General features: G+C 61.6%; 16 protein-coding genes. 9 read left to right on the top strand and 7 right to left on the bottom strand.

Features of this window, described 5'->3' with window-relative positions; translation table 11 throughout:
- Positions 1-44: 44 nt before the first annotated feature.
- Positions 45-731 (top strand): Type 1 glutamine amidotransferase-like domain-containing protein, encoded by a 687-nt coding sequence (locus A6U98_RS19250; RefSeq protein ID WP_064652022.1) that lies wholly within the window; start codon positions 45-47, stop codon positions 729-731.
- Positions 732-894: 163 nt separating this feature from the next.
- Complete coding sequence (locus A6U98_RS19245; RefSeq protein WP_003541942.1) at positions 895-1,227, top strand: hypothetical protein; 333 nt, start codon at positions 895-897, stop codon at positions 1,225-1,227.
- An 88-nt stretch (positions 1,228-1,315) separates the two neighbouring features.
- On the opposite strand, the gene gcvA is transcribed toward A6U98_RS19245, so the two are convergent.
- Entirely contained in the window at positions 1,316-2,212 is an 897-nt protein-coding gene (gene gcvA / locus A6U98_RS19240) for a transcriptional regulator GcvA (RefSeq protein WP_027664042.1), read from the bottom strand.
- 101 nt (positions 2,213-2,313) lie between these two features.
- On the opposite strand from gcvA, the gene A6U98_RS19235 reads away from it, so the two are divergent.
- Positions 2,314-2,505: a hypothetical protein gene (locus A6U98_RS19235; RefSeq protein ID WP_027683503.1), complete on the top strand. Its 192-nt coding sequence runs from the start codon at positions 2,314-2,316 to the stop codon at positions 2,503-2,505.
- Here A6U98_RS19235 and xdhC read toward each other — a convergent pair.
- The 4 genes from xdhC to A6U98_RS19215 all read right to left on the bottom strand — a co-directional run bounded on the left by xdhC (position 2,481) and on the right by A6U98_RS19215 (position 8,303).
- Complete coding sequence (gene xdhC, locus A6U98_RS19230) at positions 2,481-3,296, bottom strand: xanthine dehydrogenase accessory protein XdhC (RefSeq protein ID WP_064652021.1); 816 nt, start codon at positions 3,294-3,296, stop codon at positions 2,481-2,483. The genes A6U98_RS19235 and xdhC overlap by 25 nt on opposite strands.
- Before the next feature lie 293 nt (positions 3,297-3,589).
- Positions 3,590-5,929: a xanthine dehydrogenase molybdopterin binding subunit gene (xdhB, locus tag A6U98_RS19225; RefSeq protein ID WP_064652020.1), complete on the bottom strand. Its 2,340-nt coding sequence runs from the start codon at positions 5,927-5,929 to the stop codon at positions 3,590-3,592.
- Between the two features lie 103 nt (positions 5,930-6,032).
- The gene (xdhA, locus tag A6U98_RS19220) at positions 6,033-7,499 is read right to left on the bottom strand and encodes a xanthine dehydrogenase small subunit (RefSeq protein WP_064652019.1); all 1,467 of its coding nucleotides are present in this window, start codon (positions 7,497-7,499) and stop codon (positions 6,033-6,035) included.
- Between the two features lie 27 nt (positions 7,500-7,526).
- Positions 7,527-8,303, bottom strand: a complete 777-nt coding sequence (locus tag A6U98_RS19215; RefSeq protein ID WP_064652018.1) for a 3-hydroxybutyrate dehydrogenase — start codon at positions 8,301-8,303, stop codon at positions 7,527-7,529.
- Positions 8,304-8,561: 258 nt separating this feature from the next.
- Between A6U98_RS19215 and glpK the strand changes: the two genes are divergently transcribed.
- Positions 8,562-10,055 carry a glycerol kinase GlpK gene (glpK, locus tag A6U98_RS19210; RefSeq protein ID WP_064652017.1) on the top strand — a complete coding sequence of 498 codons (1,494 nt, stop codon included), beginning with the start codon at positions 8,562-8,564 and terminating at the stop codon, positions 10,053-10,055.
- A 42-nt stretch (positions 10,056-10,097) separates the two neighbouring features.
- Here glpK and A6U98_RS19205 read toward each other — a convergent pair whose 3' ends face one another.
- Positions 10,098-11,051: a hypothetical protein gene (locus tag A6U98_RS19205; protein WP_064652016.1), complete on the bottom strand. Its 954-nt coding sequence runs from the start codon at positions 11,049-11,051 to the stop codon at positions 10,098-10,100.
- Positions 11,052-11,186: 135 nt separating this feature from the next.
- On the bottom strand, positions 11,187-12,173 hold the full coding sequence (locus A6U98_RS19200) for a GlxA family transcriptional regulator (RefSeq protein ID WP_082933944.1): 987 nt from the start codon (positions 12,171-12,173) through the stop codon (positions 11,187-11,189).
- 111 nt (positions 12,174-12,284) lie between these two features.
- Between A6U98_RS19200 and A6U98_RS19195 the strand changes: the two genes are divergently transcribed.
- The 5 genes from A6U98_RS19195 to A6U98_RS19175 all read left to right on the top strand — a co-directional run bounded on the left by A6U98_RS19195 (position 12,285) and on the right by A6U98_RS19175 (position 16,577).
- A complete protein-coding gene (locus tag A6U98_RS19195) occupies positions 12,285-12,926 on the top strand; it encodes an HD domain-containing protein (RefSeq protein WP_064652014.1) in 642 nt (213 codons plus the stop codon).
- 135 nt (positions 12,927-13,061) lie between these two features.
- Positions 13,062-13,436, top strand: a complete 375-nt coding sequence (locus A6U98_RS19190) for a YciI family protein (protein WP_011653034.1) — start codon at positions 13,062-13,064, stop codon at positions 13,434-13,436.
- On the top strand, positions 13,433-14,692 hold the full coding sequence (locus A6U98_RS19185) for an RNA polymerase sigma factor (RefSeq protein ID WP_064652013.1): 1,260 nt from the start codon (positions 13,433-13,435) through the stop codon (positions 14,690-14,692). The genes A6U98_RS19190 and A6U98_RS19185 overlap by 4 nt, the downstream gene beginning before the upstream one ends.
- Before the next feature lie 100 nt (positions 14,693-14,792).
- The gene (locus A6U98_RS19180) at positions 14,793-15,260 is read left to right on the top strand and encodes an SRPBCC family protein (protein WP_064652012.1); all 468 of its coding nucleotides are present in this window, start codon (positions 14,793-14,795) and stop codon (positions 15,258-15,260) included.
- Between the two features lie 255 nt (positions 15,261-15,515).
- Positions 15,516-16,577 carry an LLM class flavin-dependent oxidoreductase gene (locus A6U98_RS19175; RefSeq protein ID WP_064652287.1) on the top strand — a complete coding sequence of 354 codons (1,062 nt, stop codon included), beginning with the start codon at positions 15,516-15,518 and terminating at the stop codon, positions 16,575-16,577.
- Positions 16,578-16,787: the final 210 nt, after the last annotated feature.

Below are 16,787 nucleotides of genomic sequence, written 5' to 3'. Positions count from 1 at the left end.
AGGACCACACGCTCAATCGCTGACGCGGCCAAAGGAGCAATGGAATGATCACCGCACTCTACAGCGATCAGGTCATCGCCGAAAACGCGGCAATGGACCGGCGGCTTGCCGCGCTCATTCTGTCGCGCGGTAACCGCATCGGCTATATCGCCTCCGGTCCGGAGCCGCAGCGAGAGTTTTTCAACGAGAAACGGCGCTATTATCTCAGCTACGGGCTTTCCCTCGATCTCTTCTTCGATCTCGACGTGCTTTCCGGTGACGAGGAGATTGGCCGGCTGTTTTCCTGTAGCGCCATTCATCTCACAGGCGGCCACACTGGTGATTTTCTGAGACGGCTGCGCCAAAGCGGCATGCTGGAGAAGCTACGCGCATGGGCGCGTGATGACGGTATCGTCGTCGGAACCAGTGCCGGGGCGATTTTGATGACGCCGACGATCGCCGCAGACGCGCTCTTTTCCGGCGGTTCCCCCGATGCGGTGCGGGATGGCGCGGCTCTCGGTCTGGTACCCTTCGAGTTCTTTCCGCATCTGAACGACGATCCCGGCTATCTCTCCGCGCTGCTTCGCTACAGCAAGACGACAGCAACCCCTATTTTCGCATGCCGGGACGGCGAAGGTCTCATCCTCGGCAACGGGCTCATCGAGATCTTCGGCGCTCCGTTGATGATTTCCGGCGGTTTTGCGGAAGCTGCCGATCGCGGTCGGATCGCCGATCTGCTGTCGCGTGCCTAAAAGCTGCCGAGAAGGCTGTGCATTATCTCTGCTTTCTGCTTGATCTGCTAATTCAGCAGACCTTGATCTATGACGACTCGATTACAGTTATTTTGCAGGCCGCCGGAATAAAATAAGAACCGCTAGATCATCGGCGGCGCATTCATCGACGGAGAAGATGCCCATGCGCAGCATTCTGACGTGTGTGATGATTGCGTATGCGTCGTTGGCGATGGCTCACGACGCACCCTCGGGGTGGAGTTATGACCCCTATTGTTGCAACGGCAACAGTCATAATGGCGATTGCCAAATGATCCCTTCGAAAAGCGTGGCGGTGACGCCAGGCGGATATCGGGTGACGCTGATGCCGGGCGACCACCGGCTGGTCACGCATGCTCATGTCTTCCTGCTGCCGATGACAAAGGCGATGCAATCCGGGGATAACGACTATCATCTCTGTCTGTTCCCGAACGAGGATACGCCGCGCTGTTTCTATGCGCCGGAAATGGGATTTTGAAGGCGGACCACAGGACCGGACCCGGCTCACGAACCGGGTCCGGCATGTCGTTGTCCGAAAATGGCTGCACATTTTTAGGTGACATGCATCAATTTCCGGCTGCCTTCATCTCTTCGAGGATCCAGTTGCGGAAGGCCTTGATCTTGGGCACATTGCGACGGTTTTCCGGGTAGACGAGCCAGTAGGCTTTGCCGTCGCTGCGAGTCAGTTCGAAGGGTTGATAGAGCCGGCCGAGCGCGATCTCGGCCGCATAGAAGGCAGGATGAAGGATGGCGACGCCATGCCCGGCGATCGCCGCATCGGCTTCCACCGCCTGAGAGCCGAGCTGGTTGCGCGGGCGCCGATCGAGATCCGTGTCTGTGACGCCGGCTGCCTCGAACCATTGTTTCCACCAGATGTCGCCGGCGTCGAAGAGATCGAAATTCAGGAGATCGCGCGGCTCCCTGATGCCGCCTGCCGCCTCCGCCAGCTTCGGGCTCAGCATTGGCGTGAACTCCAGGCCCATCAGCCGGTGCAGCGCCAGCCCCGGCCAGTTGCCGTCGCCCCAGCGGATGCCGACATCGATCTGCTCGCGGGCGAAGTCGATGATATCCGAACTCGCCTGAAAGCGCACAGCGATGGCCGGATGTTTCAAGTGGAAGGAGCCAAGGCGCGGCGCCAGCCACTTCGAGGCGAAGGTATGGGTCGAACTGATGGCGAGTGTGCCTTCGACGCTGTCGCGCGCCGTCGCCATCGCGTCGTGCAGCATGGCGAAAGCTTCGGTCACCTTCGGCGCCAGCCGCTCGCCGGTGTCTGTCAGTGCGATCTGGCGGGGACGGCGCAGGAAGAGCGGCTCGCCGACATTCTCCTCCAGCAGCTTAATCTGGTAGCTGACGGCGGTCTGCGTCATGCCGAGTTCGTCGCCCGCCTTGGTGAAACTTCCGAGCCGGGCAGCGGCCTCGAAGACGCGCAACGCATTCAGCGGGAATTGTTTGGAGAGTTTCATGGATAAGTTCTCTTGATGCAGACAGACGGTTGTTCGATTGGAATTGCAGCACTTTTGGCCGCAAACTGCAACTCATACCATCAAACCATCGAGGTGATGTCATGGATTGTTATGCTATCGAACAGAGCCCGCCGCAGCCGACCATTGGAATTTTCCGGCGCATCGGTGGCCGGCTGGCGCGGATCTGGCGCCTGCCCAGCCTCGATCTCGACACGGCGCCCGATCGCGTCAAGCGTGATCTCGGTTTCCTCGACGGACGCGATCCCTACTACGAAGACGAGCGCATGCGGTAGGCGCCAAGCGCCGTCAGGATCTCGGCGGCGGTCATGGCGGCGATCACTTCAGGGCGCTTGTCCCTGACCGCCGTGCCGCCGATCGGCAGCGTCAGCCGCTCCATCCAGCCACGCTCGCCGCCGCCTTCGCGGGAAAGCCAGCTGGCGAAGGTGGCGCGCTTGGTCGCCGAGCCGATCATGCCGGCATAGGCGAGATCCGTTCTTTCCAGTGTTTCGCGGGCGATGAGGAAATCCAACGCATGATCGTGCGTCAGGATAACGACTGCGCCGCCGGCCGGAATATCCTTCACCAGTGCTTCCGGCATCGGCACGAGCCGCGTCTTCGTCTCGGCAGGTAGGTTTGCGAGCTCTTCCTGCCGCGTCTCGACGACGGTCACCGACAGCGGCAGCGGCGCAAGAGCCGTTGCCAGCGCCCGGCCGACATGGCCGGCACCGAAGACATAGACCTCCGGCAGACGCTCGATCTCGCTGGTTAGCCTGGCTTCGATTTCTTCGGCAACTGCTTTTGTCACCCGGCGAAACCGCAGTTGCGTGCGCCCACCGCAGCACTGGCCGATGTCAGGCCCAAGGGGGATATCCATCTCCGCCATCCCGCCGGTTCCCGCCAACATGTCCCGCGCATTCGCGATCGCCATGAACTCGAACTGCCCGCCGCCGATCGTACCCCACAGGGCCTCAGCCAAGACGAGCATGAAGGTGCCGGCCTCACGCGGGGTCGAGCCTTGCGTGCCGGTGATGTCGACGAGGATACAGTCCGGGTGGGCGGCGAGGAAGGGGTGGATGTCGGTCATCGGTGGAGGGCCGATGGGGGCGTGGGTGTGTTACCCCCCTCTGTCCTGCCGGACATCTCCCCCACAAGGAGGGAGATCGGTATGAGGCGACGGCTTCGCGGAACAGCAAAGTCGTAGTGTAAAGTTGGGCTTTGGTGATATAGCGGCAGGGTAGTAAGGCGCAGAGCATTCCGTCTTGCTGATCTCCCCCCTTGTGGGGGAGATGTCCGGCAGGACAGAGGGGGGTATCGCTCACTCCAAGCTCTCTGCCCATCCTGCTCAGCCAACAAACCAGCCGGACGCGTTTCCATCTCCTATACCCGCTTCATCCGCTCGACCGCCATCAGCACCCGTTCCGGCGTCGCCGGGGCGTCGAGCCTCGGGCAGGCCTTGTAGTTGGCCACACTTGCTACCGCCATCGACAAGGCTTCCAACACCGAGATCGCCAGCATCAAGGGTGGTTCGCCGACGGCCTTGGAGCGGCCGATGGTGGCTTCAGCGTTCTCGGACCATTCGGCGAGGCGCACGTTGAAGATCTTCGGACGGTCGGAGGCGAGCGGGATCTTGTAGGTCGAGGGAGCATGGGTGCGCAGCCGGCCCTTGTCGTCCCACCAGAGTTCTTCCGTCGTTAGCCAGCCCAGGCCCTGCACGAAGGCGCCTTCGACCTGGCCCATGTCGATTGCCGGATTCAGCGAGCGACCGACATCGTGGAGGATGTCGGTGCGGTCGATCAGATATTCGCCGGTCAGCGTGTCGATCGAAACCTCGGTGCAGGACGCGCCGTAGGCGAAATAATAGAAGGGCGTGCCGCGGCCGGCTTTGCGGTCCCAGTGGATCTTCGGCGTCTTGTAGAAGCCTGCGGCGGAAAGCTGGACGCGGGCGAAATAGGCCTGCTTGATGAAATCGGGGAAGGGGATCTCGATCTCGCCGACGCGCACGCGGTTCGGCAGGAAGACGACGTCGGCAGGCCCAACATCCCATTTCTCGGCGGCAAAGGCGACCAGCCGTTCCTTGATCTGGCGGGCGGCGTCGAAGGCTGCCATGCCATTCAAGTCCGAGCCGGAAGAGGCGGCGGTGGCCGAGGTGTTCGGCACCTTGGCCGTCGTCGTCGCGGTTATCTTTACCCTGTCGATATCGACCTGGAAGCTATCGGCCAGCACCTGCGCCACCTTGGTATAGAGGCCCTGGCCCATTTCGGTGCCGCCATGATTCAGGTGGATCGAGCCGTCCTGGTAGATGTGGACGAGGGCGCCTGCCTGGTTGAAGGCGGTCATGGTGAAGGAGATGCCGAATTTCACCGGCGTCAGTGCGATGCCCTTTCTTATGTAGCGGCTGTCGCGGTTGAAGGCGATGATGGCGTTGCGCCGCGCCCGGTATTCGGCCGTTTCCTCCAGTTCCTCGACGATGCGGGCGATGATATTGTCCTCGACCTCCTGATGGTAGGGGGTGAGCGTACGCCCGGAGCCCGGCTGACCGTAGAAATTCAGCTTGCGGACATCGAGCGGGTCCTTGCCGACGGCATAGGCGATCTCCTCGATGAAGCGTTCGGCGCCGAGCATGCCCTGCGGCCCGCCGAAACCGCGGAAGGCGGTGTTGGAGACGGTGTGCGTCTTCAACGGCTTCGAGGTCAGATGCACATGCGGATAGAAGTAGCTGGAATCGGCATGGAAGAGGGCACGGTCGGTCACCGGCCCTGAGAGGTCGGAGGAGAAACCGCAGCGCGCCGCATAGGTGGCGTCGACCGCATGGACGCGGCCTTCGGCGTCGAAGCCGAGTTCGTAATCGACGAGGAAGTCATGGCGCTTGCCGGTGGCGCTCATATCCTCGTCGCGATCAGGGCGGAATTTGATTGCGCGGCCGAGCTTCTTGGCGGCGATGGCGGCGAGGGCTGCGAACTGATTGCCCTGCGTCTCCTTGCCGCCGAAGCCGCCGCCCATGCGGCGCACATTGACGGTCACGGCGTTCGAAGGAATGTCGAGCACGTGGCCGACGATGTGCTGGATCTCGCTCGGGTGCTGCGTCGACGACCAGACGGTGACCTCGTCGTCCTCGCCGGGGATCGCCACAGCGATATGGCCTTCGAGGTAGAAATGTTCCTGTCCGCCGATGCGCATCTGACCTTTCAGACGCATGGCGGCATTGCTCATTTCCGTGTCCGGCTCGCCGCGCCGCAGCGTCATCGGGGTGATGACGAGCGGGCTGCCATTGGCGAGCGCGCCGTCGATATCGCTCCAATGCGGCAGGTCGCGATAGTCGATCTTCGCTAGCAGCGCGGCGCGGCGGGCGGCATCACGCGTCTCGGCGATAACGGCAAAGATCGGCTGGCCATGAAACTGAACTAAAGTTTCGACCAGCAGCGGCTCGTCATGGCTGCCGTTGGAGCTGACGTCGTTGACGCCGGGCACGTCCTTGCCGGTGAAGACCCAGACGACGCCGGGATAGGCGGCGACCGCGGAAAGGTCGATGCTGAGGATTTCGGCATGCGCCCGGTCGGAGAGGCCGAGGGCGCCATGCAGCAGACCTGCGGGTTCGGGAATATCGTCGATATAATCGGCGGTTCCGGTGACGTGCTTATGTGCTGAATCATGCCGCAGCGAGCCGTGCATCGGGCCCGCGATGATGGCCTTGCGGTCTTCGAAGGTGGACTTGTCCATCAGCGATGTCCTCCACGAAGGGAGTGATGGGATGCGACCGCGACCGTTCCCATCGAAGCTTGCGACCAGGTCTTGGGGATCAGGCTGAAGATCGATTTTTCCATCACGCCATCTCCTCGAACCGCTTCAGCTCCGCCGGCGCGCCGACGGTTTCGAGATAGAACCGCGTCAACAGGTTCTTCGCCGTCAGTTGTCGGTATTCCGCCGTGGCGCGCCAGTCGGTCAGCGGCTGGTAATCGGCGTCGAAGGCGGGGCGGGCTGCGTCGATTGTCGCTTCCGTCCATGGTTTGCCGATCAGTTCGGCCTCCACCGTGCGAGCGCGTTTCGGCGTCGCAGCCATGCCGCCGAAGGCGATGCGGATGTCGGTAACGATTTCTGCCTCGTCGAGCGTCAGAAGGAAGGCGCCGAGCACGGCAGTGATGTCCTCGTCGCGGCGCTTGGTGATCTTGTAGGCGGCAAAGCGGCTGGCTGCTGCCGGATAGGGCACGAAGACGCTCTCGACGAATTCGCCGGGCTTTCGGTCCTGCTTGCCATAGGCGATGAAGAAATCCTCGAGCGGCATTCTGCGCTGGCCTTGCAGGGACCGCAGCGTCAGCGTCGCGCCGAGCGCGATCAGCGGCGGCGGGCTGTCGCCGATCGGCGAGCCGTTGGCGATATTGCCGCCAATCGTGCCCATGTTGCGCACCTGCTCGCCGCCGACGCGATCGATCAACCGGCCGAGCGCCGGGATTTTCTTGGAGATCGCCTCGAAGGCCCTGGTGTAGCTGACGCCGGCGCCGATGGTGACGCCGTCCTCGCCTTCCGTGACCGACTGCAATTCGCTGAGGTGATTGATGAAGACGACCGGGCTCAGCCTGCGCATCTGCTTCGTCACCCAGAGGCCGACATCGGTCGCGCCGGCGACGATGATCGCGTCGGGTTCCTGCGAGAGAACTTCGGCCAATGCCTGCATCGAAGCCGGCACGATCAGCCGGTCTTCGCCATTCGCGATTTTGATCGTGCCACTCGCCTGCATTGCCCAAAGCCGCGAGACGATTTCAGAGCGCGTCCGTTCCAGCGGGTCGAAGAGCGTGCTCGGCCGCATCAGGCTCACCTGCTCGGCGGCCTTGACGATCGGCTCATAGCCCGTGCAGCGACAGAGATTGCCTTGCAGCGCCTTTTCGATTTCCTGGCGGCTGGGCTTTTCCTTGGCGAGCCAGAGGCCGTAAAGCGACATGACGAAGCCCGGGGTGCAGAAGCCGCATTGCGAGCCATGGCAATCGACCAATGCCTGCTGCACCGGATGCAGCGCGCCGTCCCTGCCGGCCAGATGCTCGACAGTTACCACATGGGTGGCGTGCAGCGAGCCCATGAAACGGATGCAGGCATTGACGGATTCATAGGCGAGCTTGCCGTCCGCCAGCCGACCAACGAGTACGGTGCAGGCGCCGCAATCGCCCTCCGCGCATCCTTCCTTGGTGCCCGTCAGGCGTCGCTTCAACCGCAGAAAATCGAGAAGCGTCTCGGTTGGCCTGACATCGCTGAGCGTGATGTCCTCGCCGTTGAGGATGAAGCGGATGCTGTCGTTCATGATATTCCCGGTTGTTTTTCCAAATGGTTAAGCCGCCGTCCAGCCACCGTCAATCGAGATATGCGTTCCGGTCACCTGCCGGGCCGCATCGCTGGCAAGGTAGAGCGACAGCGCGCCAATCTCCTCGGCCTTGACGAATTCGTGCGTCGGCTGCGCCTTGAGGATGACTTCGCTCTTTACCTGTTCCTCGGTCATGCCGCGCGCCTTGGCAGTATCCGGTATCTGCTTCTCGACGAGTGGCGTCAGTACGTAGCCGGGGCAGATGGCGTTTACGGTCACGCCGAATTCGGCCAGCTCCAGCGCTGCCGTCTTCGTCAGACCCAATATACCATGCTTTGCCGCGACATAGGCGGATTTGAAAGGGGAGGCGACGAGCCCGTGGGCCGAGGCAATGTTGATGATGCGGCCGTACTTCTTCGCCTTCATCAGCGGGATCGCTGCGCGCATGGTATGAAAGGAACTCGACAGATTGATCGCGATGATCTGGTCCCATTTCTCGATCGGGAAATCCTCGATCTTCTCGACGTGCTGGATGCCGGCATTGTTGACCAGGACATCGACGCCGCCGAAGGTCTTGGCAGCCGTTTCGATCAGGTCGGCGATCTCGGCGGGCTTCGTCATGTCGGCCGGATGATAGAGCGCCCGGCCTTTGGACAATGATTCAAGCCGTTCGACGATCGCCTTGATTTCATCTGCCTTTCCGAACCCGTTGATGACGATGTTGTCGCCCGTTTCTGCGAAGGTAGTGGCGATCGCAAGGCCGATGCCGCTGGTGGAACCGGTGACGACGACTGTTCTGCTCATGCTGTTCTCCCTGAAATGGCGATGCTGCGTTGCAGCGTTGGCTCAGAGGTTATGCCCAAAGCCGGCGGGCTGGCAATTCCGCTTTATTCGCTTTTCTCGCCCGCATCCGTGTCCTATTGATTTGTCACGATAATCGACATGCAAGAGCATTTCCGTTTTTCTCCGAATCACGGAAATGCTCTATGTCTTTGTTCACGCAATTCCGGACGCAAAACCGCTGCGCACTTTTGCTGGAATTGCTCTAGCGGGAGGGCTTTCATGAGCGGATATGTTCTGGCGATCGATCAGGGAACGACGTCGACACGGGCAATCGTCTTCGATGGCGACATGCATGTCGCCGGCAAGGGCCAGAAGGAATTCACCCAGATCTATCCGCGCTCCGGCTGGGTCGAGCATGATCCCGAGGAGATCTGGGATTCGGTCGTCTCCACCGTCCACATGGCGCTGCGCGATGCCGGGATCGAGGCTAGGGATCTTGCAGCACTCGGCATCACCAATCAGCGCGAGACCGTTGTCGTCTGGGAGCGCGAGACGGGCCGCCCGATCCAGAATGCCATCGTCTGGCAGGACCGGCGCACGGCAAGCTATTGCGACAATCTGAAAAGGCAGGATCTCGAGCGGCTGTTCACGAAGAAGACCGGCCTCATTCTCGATCCTTATTTTTCCGGCACCAAGCTCTCTTGGATGTTGGCTAACGTGAAGGGTGCGCGGGCGCGCGCTGCCAGGGGCGATCTCTGCTTCGGCACGATCGACACCTTCCTGATCTGGCGGCTGACGGGTGGCAAGAGTTTCGTCACCGATGCTACGAATGCCTCGCGCACCCTGATGTACAACATCGCCGAAAACGCGTGGGACGAGGATCTACTCGATATTCTGAGGGTCCCCGCCGCCATGCTGCCGGAGGTCAAGGATTGCGCCGCGGATTTCGGCACGGTAGATCCTGATATTTTTGGTGCTGCCATCCCGATTCTCGGCGTTGCCGGCGACCAGCAGGCGGCGACCATTGGCCAGGCGTGTTTTGCGCCAGGCATGATGAAATCGACCTACGGCACCGGCTGCTTCGCGCTGCTCAACACCGGCGCCGACATGGTGCGCTCCAAAAATCGGCTGCTGACCACCATCGCCTATCGCCTGGACGGCGAGACGACCTATGCGCTGGAGGGGTCGATCTTCATCGCGGGTGCGGCCGTGCAGTGGCTGCGGGACGGGCTCGGCATCATCGGCAGCGCGGCGGAGACCAACGCACTTGCCGAAAGGTCCGATCCGACCCAGGAGGTTTATCTCGTGCCCGCCTTCACCGGCCTCGGCGCGCCGCATTGGGACGCCAAGGCGCGCGGCGCGATCTTCGGGTTGACGCGCAACAGCGGCCCCGCCGAACTCTCCCGGGCGGCGCTGGAGGCCGTCTGCTACCAGACCCGCGATCTGCTCGACGCCATGCAGAAGGACTGGAAGAACGGCACCGAGGACACGGTGCTGCGCGTCGACGGCGGCATGGTTGCCTCTAACTGGACGATGCAGCGCCTTGCCGACCTGCTCGACGCCCCGGTCGATCGCCCGGTCATTCTCGAGACGACGGCGCTGGGGGCTGCCTGGCTCGCCGGCAGCCGGGCAGGGGTGTGGCCGGACCGGGACGATTTTTCGGCGACGTGGAAACGGGATCGGCGGTTCGAGCCCGAGATGGACGAGAAGGTGCGGGCGGCAAAGCTCAAGGGTTGGAAGAATGCCGTTCGGCGAACACTGAGCGAGGGGTGAGGGAGCCGCAGTATAGCCCGCCCGCTTGCGCGCGATGGCTCGCTATTTCTTCAGCCACGGCGTCGCCGTACTCCAGAAGATCACGTTTGCGCCGAGGTAATCCTCGGCGAAAGCGGTGAATCCAGCTTTGCTGAATGGCTTCTTCGTCGCCGGGTTCTTGTAGGTTAGCGTCGGTTCCTGCACAGCCATGCCGACATAGGCGAGCTTGCCCTTGTACTTGTTGAAGAAGGGATAGGAGTTTTTCATCTGCGCCTTGCGGTTCGGCACGATGTCGGGGCCGCCGAGGCCGATATTGTTCTTCGCCGCGAAGTCGAAAAGACGGCTCATGTAGTTATGGTCGTTTTCCCATTCGCAGGGCCAGAAGTTGACGTATTGCACCACCATCGATTTGGCGAAGGCCTTCCTGGCAAAGGCGAGGTTGGCCATTTCGCCATCGAAATAGGCGTCGCAGCTATATCCCTTCGGCTCGTGCCTGGGGTCGAGATCGATCGCGGTTTCCGGCAGGTTGACGCCGGAAACCTTGCCGTCGAACTTTTCGGCCAGAGCCTTCAGTAGCGCCTGATAACGCTCGCGCACGGCCGGGTTCCATTGCTGCGCCACCCAGCCGGAGCTGACCGGCTTGTTTTCGCCGGGATTGTCGAACTGGGCGGTGAGGCCGCCGTCATATTCCGGATCGTTCAGCATGTACTCGGGAATGTTGCGCGCCTTCGGCTCAAAAAAGCGGTCCTGGACCTGGATGAAGAGCTTCTTATTCAGGCTCTCTGCGAGCGCCAGATCTTTCTCGATCTCCGAGAAATCATATTGGCCCTTGGCCTGCTCCAGGCTCTTCCAGTTGTAGACGATCTGGATCCCTGAGATATCCGGCCGCGACAACAGCGCTTTCGAGGCCTCGAGCTCGCCGGAGCTGGTGTAGATGAAATTCTCCGCGGCGGATGCTGCCTGATGCAGGGAAACGAAGACAGCGCAGGCAAACAGCAGGCTTTGAAGCGGTTTCATTTTGCGTCCTGATAGCCGCGAGTTGATCGGTGCAGCGGCAGACACATCCGATGCAAAATGGGCAACTCCGTGACATCTGCCCCAGAACCAGCGAGGTGGTTAATCGTGCGGCACGGCCTTCGTTAACGGCAGGGTTCAGTCATTTTTCAGCGCGCCGAGATGCACCTTGGCGTGGCGCTTGCGATACTCGGCAGGCGTCACACCGATCTGCCTTGCGAAAGCTCGGCGCAGCGTATCGGCATCGGCAAAGCCGCATTCGACGGCGACCTGCTTCGGCGCATGGCCTTCTTCCAGCAGCCGTCGTGCGGCCGTGATGCGCGCCGCTTCCACCCAGGCGGCGGGTGTCATGCCGACCTCGTCGCGGAACAGCCGAGCGAAGTGGCGGGGGCTCAATTCCATTCGCTGCGCCAGCGTCGCGACGCTGTGGTTGACCGCGGGATTGGCGGCGATCCAGCGCTGGACCTCCTGCAGCGCCGAGCGGCCGGCAGGCGCTGCCTCGCCTTTGCGGCTGAACTGCATCTGTCCGCCCGGCCGCTTGAAGAACATCACCAACTGGCCGGCGACCTTCATGGCGATCCCATGGCCGAGATCCTCCTCGACGAGCGCGAGCGCAAGATCCAGTCCGGCGGTGACACCCGCTGCGGTTCGCAACCGGCCGTCCCTCACATGGATGGCGTCCTCCTCGACCATGATGTCAGGGTAGGCTTCGACCAGCCTGTCTGCGACCGCCCAGTGGGTGGTGACGCGGCGGCCGTCGAGCAGGCCGGTTGCCGCAAGCAGGAAGGCGCCGCTGCAGACAGAGCCGTATCGCCTAGCCTCAGGCGCGGCCGAGCGCAGCCAGGCGACCATCGCGGTATCCGGTTGAATATCCGCCGCATTCGGACAGCCGGCGACCAGCAGCGTATCCACCGCGCCGATGTTGTCGCCGATGACGTAGTCCGCCACCAGCCGAACGCCGGAGGAGCTGCGGATATGGCCATGGCCGACGGCGATCACCACGGGTCGATAGACCTCCCTGCCTGTTTGGACATTGGCTTCGGCAAAGACGTCGAGCGGTCCCGAGACGTCGAGAAGCTGGACGCCCGGCACGGCGAGAATGGCAATGGTCTTCACTCGGTTCACGCTGCACGTCCTGACGATACCGGTTTTGGCAGAAAATGCCATATTACGTCAATTGCTGACATCCACGCCTGTTCTAATGTGAACACAGGTTCAAACGCAAGGAAAAAGGCCATGGCCCTGACGATCGACGGCATCAGCATTCCCGACAGCAAGCTGGCGCGAGAGGTGACGGAGGTGGTGCGCGACACTGCCTCCCCGCTGCTCTTCCACCACTCCAGCCGCGTCTATTATTTCGGTGCGCTCGCCGGCAAACAACGTGGCCTCAGCTTCGATCCGGAGCTGCTTTATACCGGCGCGATGTTCCATGACATGGGGCTCACCCATCAGCACAGCAGCGCGGATGAGCGTTTCGAGGTTGATGGCGCCAATGCGGCGCGCGACTTCCTCAAGAGCCGCGGCATTGCCCAGGCCGATATCGATACCGTCTGGACGGCGATCGCGCTGCATACGACGCCGGGCATTCCCCAGCATATGCATCCCGTCGTGGCGCTGGTGACGGCGGGCGTCGAAATGGATGTGCTCGGGCTGACCTATAAGGAGTACAGCGACGCTCAGCGCGAAGCGGTGGTGCATGCGCATCCGCGCGGCGAGCAGTTCAAGGAAAATATCATTCAGACCTTTTATGACGGCATCAAGCACAAGCCGGAGACCACCTTCGGCAACGTCAAGGCCGATGTTCTGGCCGACAAGGATCCGCATTTCCACCGCGGCAATTTCTGCAGCGTCATTCGCTACTCGCACTGGGCAAGCTGACGCAAAAGAGCGGCCGCTTTCTCCGGTGGCCGCGCCTTTATTTATCAATAGCGCTTTATTTCCCATCAATAATTTTTTGATGCACGCTGTCGGCCAAGCGGTTACTCCTTCGTCATTCAAGAAGAGGAGTGAGCGATGCTTTATGCAATCCTTTGTTACGCGCATGAGGAAACAGTCTTCGCCTGGAGCAAGGAGGAAGAAGCTGCCGTCATGGAGAAACTCTACGCTGTGCAGGAGCCGCTTGCCGCATCCGGCAAACTCGGCCCCGTCGGCCGGCTGATGCCGACGACGGCCGCGACCACAGTGCGCAAGGGCAAGGACGAGCCTTTGGTCATCGACGGACCTTTTGCGGAAACGAAAGAGGCGCTTCTCGGCTTCTACGTCGTCGACTTTGAAACGCTCGACGAGGCGATCGCCTTCTCGAAGCAGCTTTCATCCGTCAATCCAGGTTCGACCTCTTATGAAATTCGGCCTTTCTACGTCTTCAGGCCCGGAGATGCTTCATCATGACAGACATTGCCTGGATCGACCTCGCGCTTGCATCGGCCCGCCCGAAGGCGCTCGGCGCACTGCTGCGCTATTTCCGCAATCTCGATACCGCGGAAGAGGCGTTTCAGGAGGCGTGCCTGAGGGCGATCCGGACATGGCCGGAGAAAGGGCCACCGCGCGATCCCACAGCCTGGCTCATCTTCGTCGGCCGCAACAGCGGCATCGATGCGGTGCGCAAGCGGGCGAAGATCCGGGCTCTGCCGGATGAGGACGTTATCTCCGATACCGAAGATGCCGAAAGCGACATCGTCGAGCGGCTGGACGATTCCAATTATCGCGACGATATTCTGCGGCTGCTGTTCATCTGCTGTCATCCCGATCTACCCGCGACCCAGCAGATCGCGCTGGCGCTGCGCATCGTCTCCGGCCTTTCGGTGCCGCAGATCGCCCGTGCCTTCCTGGTTTCCGAGAGCGCCATGGAACAGCGCATCACCCGGGCCAAGGCGCGCGTCGCCAAGGCCGGCGTGCCCTTCGAAACGCCGAGCCCGCAGGAAAGAGCCGAACGGCTCTCGATCGTCAGCACAATGATTTACCTGATCTTCAATGAGGGCTACAGCCAGGCCGATCCCAGGCATGAGGCGGCTGCCTTCAGCGACGAAGCGATCCGGCTGGCGCGATTGATGCTGCATATCTTCCCATCCGAACCGGAGTTGATGGGGCTGCTTGCGCTCATGCTCCTGCAGATCTCGCGCCGGCCGGCGCGCTTCAACGCCGAGGACGAGATCGTGCTGCTCGAAGATCAGGACCGGGCGCTCTGGAATCAGCCGTTCATCAACGAGGCGCTAGCGCTGCTTGACAAGGCGCTGCGCCACCGCAAGCCTGCTCCTTATCAGATTCAGGCAGCCATCGCGGCTGTTCATTCCCGCGCAAAACGCGCCGAGGATACAGACTGGGTGGAGATCGATCTGCTCTATCGCGCGCTGGAGCGTCTCCAGCCATCGCCCGTAATCACGCTCAACCGGGCGGTGGTCGTTTCCAAGCTCCAAGGTGCGCAGAATGCGCTCGACCTCATCGATCCGCTTGGCGAAAAACTCGGCGGCTATTTCTATTATCATGGCCTGCGGGGCGGGCTGCTGAAGCAGCTTGGCCTGACCAGCCAAGCGCGGGAAGCCTTCGACCGCGCCATTGCACTGGCCCATTCGGCGGCGGAGGCAGCCCATATCCGCCGGCAGATCGACAAGATGCAGGAAGAGGCCACGCAGCCGATCGCAAAATAAAAATGCGAAAAGGCCGGCGCGGTGTCGAACGGCGAACTTCGACACGTCCTTGTAACAACCTGACAGGAAACAGGTTTCATTCAAATGGAGAGATGTCAAAATGACCGCCAGCACACAACATGAACTCGTCCTCGTTCGCGAATTCGACGCGCCGCGCGAGAAGATCTACAAGGCATGGACTAATCCTGATTTGCTGAAGCAGTGGTTCGTGCCGCGTCCCTGGGGTGTGGCGGAAGCAACGCTCGACGTCCGCCCCGGCGGTTCCAGCGTCGTCGTCATGCATGACCCCGAGGGCAATCAATACCCGAACCGTGGCGTTTATCTCGAGATCGTCGAGAACGAGAAGATCGTCTTCACCGATGCCTATACCAGCGCCTGGGTGCCGTCCGAGAAACCTTTCTTCACGGGCGTTATCCTGCTCGAAGATCTCGGCAACGGTCGGACGAAATATACGGCCAAGGCGCTGCACTGGCGCGCCGAGGACAAGGAGGCGCACGAGAAGATGGGTTTCCACGAGGGATGGGGCAAGGCTGCGGACCAACTCGCGGAGCTGCTGGCGAAGATGTGAGCGGCGCGGTGGGGCGGCGTGGTGAGACCGCGTCGTCCTGACGCTTGAAGCAAAGTTTGAGGCGGTTCGAAAGATGATTCCACTGGGGCTTCGAAGTCGTTGAATTCAGATTCGAATTGGTCGTCGATCGGTCTTCCAGATCGCCAAAGACATCATGCCGCTATCGAGATTCTCGAACATTCCGTTCCAGAATTTGTATTTGCGCTCTATCCCCGGCATCCTTATCTCAGCCGAGAATTCAACAGGATGCCGATGATGGAACTGGGGCTTTACACATTCGCCGACGTCAATCCCAACCCCTCCCGCAGCAAGGGCGCGGAAGGGGCCGAGCGGCTGAAGCATCTTATCGAGGAAATCGAGCTTGCCGATCAAGTTGGGCTCGACGTCTTCGGCCTCGGCGAGCATCACCGGCCGGACTATGCGGCGTCTGCTCCGGCGGTCGTGCTGGCGGCGGCTGCCGTCAAGACCAGGAATATCCGGCTGACCAGTGCGGTCACCGTGCTCTCCTCCGATGATCCGGTGCGGGTCTTCCAGCAGTTTTCGACGCTCGATCTGATTTCCAACGGCCGCGCCGAAATCATGGCGGGGCGTGGTTCCTTCATCGAGTCCTTCCCGCTGTTCGGCTACAATCTCGAAGACTACGACCAACTTTTCGAGGAGAAGCTCGATCTGCTGCTGGCGCTGCGTGACAGCGAGGTTGTGGAGTGGAAGGGTGAGCTTCGCGCGCCGATCAACGGGCGCGGCGTCTATCCGCGACCGCTGCAGGATCCGCTACCGCTCTGGGTCGCCGTCGGCGGCACGCCGCAGTCGGTGGCGCGCGCCGGTGCGCTGGGCCTGCCGGTGGCGCTGGCGATCATCGGCGGCGAGCCGCGCCGTTTTGCGCCGCTCTTCGATCTCTACCGCGAGGCGGCGCGCCGGGCAGGGCAGGATCAGTCGAAGCTGAAGACCAGTATCAATGTCCACGGCTTCATCGCCGATACGACGGCGGCGGCGGCCGACCAGTTCTACGGGCCTCAAGCCGAGGTGATGAACCGCATCGGCCGCGAGCGTGGCTGGGGACCGACGAACCGGGCGCATTTCGACATGTCGCGCGGGCCGAACGGTGCGCTCTTCGTCGGTGATCCCGAGGTGGTCGCGGAAAAGATCATCGCCCATCATGCGCTCTTCAAGAACGACCGCTTTCTGCTGCAGATGGCGATCGGCCTGATGCCGCATGCCGAGATCATGCGCGGCATCGAGCTTTACGGCACGAAAGTCGCGCCGATCGTCAGAAAGGCGTTGACTGATAGTAGCGAAGAGGCGAAAGCCACGGCTTGACGAGCGCATAACGCCGAAAATCGGAATCGATTTTCTGAACTGAGTATGCGCAGATTCGAAGTGACAGAGCGTCCCTAGGGCTTCCTGTTGGAGGCGCGGCGCTCTAGAACAGGATGATTTTAGACCGGGTCGGCCTAAAATCATCCTGTTCTAAATTAGATAGTTAGAGCACGATGTCGTCCGAAAACCGCTCACACTTTTCGGCATCAT

Origin of the sequence: Rhizobium sp. WYCCWR10014, from assembly GCF_001657485.1 — a bacterium.
Lineage (GTDB): Bacteria > Pseudomonadota > Alphaproteobacteria > Rhizobiales > Rhizobiaceae > Rhizobium.
The sequence above is the reverse complement of the archived record's forward strand: the minus strand, read 5'-3'. Positions and strand labels throughout refer to the sequence as shown.

Excerpts from the sequence above, each read along its gene's own strand:
- glpK (WP_064652017.1), top strand. The coding sequence starts at position 8,562 with ATGAGCGGATATGTTCTGGCGATCGATCAGGGAACGACGTCGACACGG.
- A6U98_RS19245 (WP_003541942.1), top strand. The coding sequence starts at position 895 with ATGCGCAGCATTCTGACGTGTGTGATGATTGCGTATGCGTCGTTGGCG.
- A6U98_RS19180 (WP_064652012.1), top strand. The coding sequence starts at position 14,793 with ATGACCGCCAGCACACAACATGAACTCGTCCTCGTTCGCGAATTCGAC.
- A6U98_RS19250 (WP_064652022.1), top strand. The coding sequence starts at position 45 with ATGATCACCGCACTCTACAGCGATCAGGTCATCGCCGAAAACGCGGCA.
- A6U98_RS19195 (WP_064652014.1), top strand. The coding sequence starts at position 12,285 with ATGGCCCTGACGATCGACGGCATCAGCATTCCCGACAGCAAGCTGGCG.
- A6U98_RS19190 (WP_011653034.1), top strand. The coding sequence starts at position 13,062 with ATGCTTTATGCAATCCTTTGTTACGCGCATGAGGAAACAGTCTTCGCC.
- gcvA (WP_027664042.1), bottom strand. The coding sequence starts at position 2,212 with ATGAAACTCTCCAAACAATTCCCGCTGAATGCGTTGCGCGTCTTCGAG.
- A6U98_RS19215 (WP_064652018.1), bottom strand. The coding sequence starts at position 8,303 with ATGAGCAGAACAGTCGTCGTCACCGGTTCCACCAGCGGCATCGGCCTT.
- A6U98_RS19235 (WP_027683503.1), top strand. The coding sequence starts at position 2,314 with ATGGATTGTTATGCTATCGAACAGAGCCCGCCGCAGCCGACCATTGGA.
- A6U98_RS19205 (WP_064652016.1), bottom strand. The coding sequence starts at position 11,051 with ATGAAACCGCTTCAAAGCCTGCTGTTTGCCTGCGCTGTCTTCGTTTCC.
- A6U98_RS19175 (WP_064652287.1), top strand. The coding sequence starts at position 15,516 with ATGGAACTGGGGCTTTACACATTCGCCGACGTCAATCCCAACCCCTCC.
- xdhA (WP_064652019.1), bottom strand. The coding sequence starts at position 7,499 with ATGAACGACAGCATCCGCTTCATCCTCAACGGCGAGGACATCACGCTC.
- xdhB (WP_064652020.1), bottom strand. The coding sequence starts at position 5,929 with ATGGACAAGTCCACCTTCGAAGACCGCAAGGCCATCATCGCGGGCCCG.
- xdhC (WP_064652021.1), bottom strand. The coding sequence starts at position 3,296 with ATGACCGACATCCACCCCTTCCTCGCCGCCCACCCGGACTGTATCCTC.
- A6U98_RS19185 (WP_064652013.1), top strand. The coding sequence starts at position 13,433 with ATGACAGACATTGCCTGGATCGACCTCGCGCTTGCATCGGCCCGCCCG.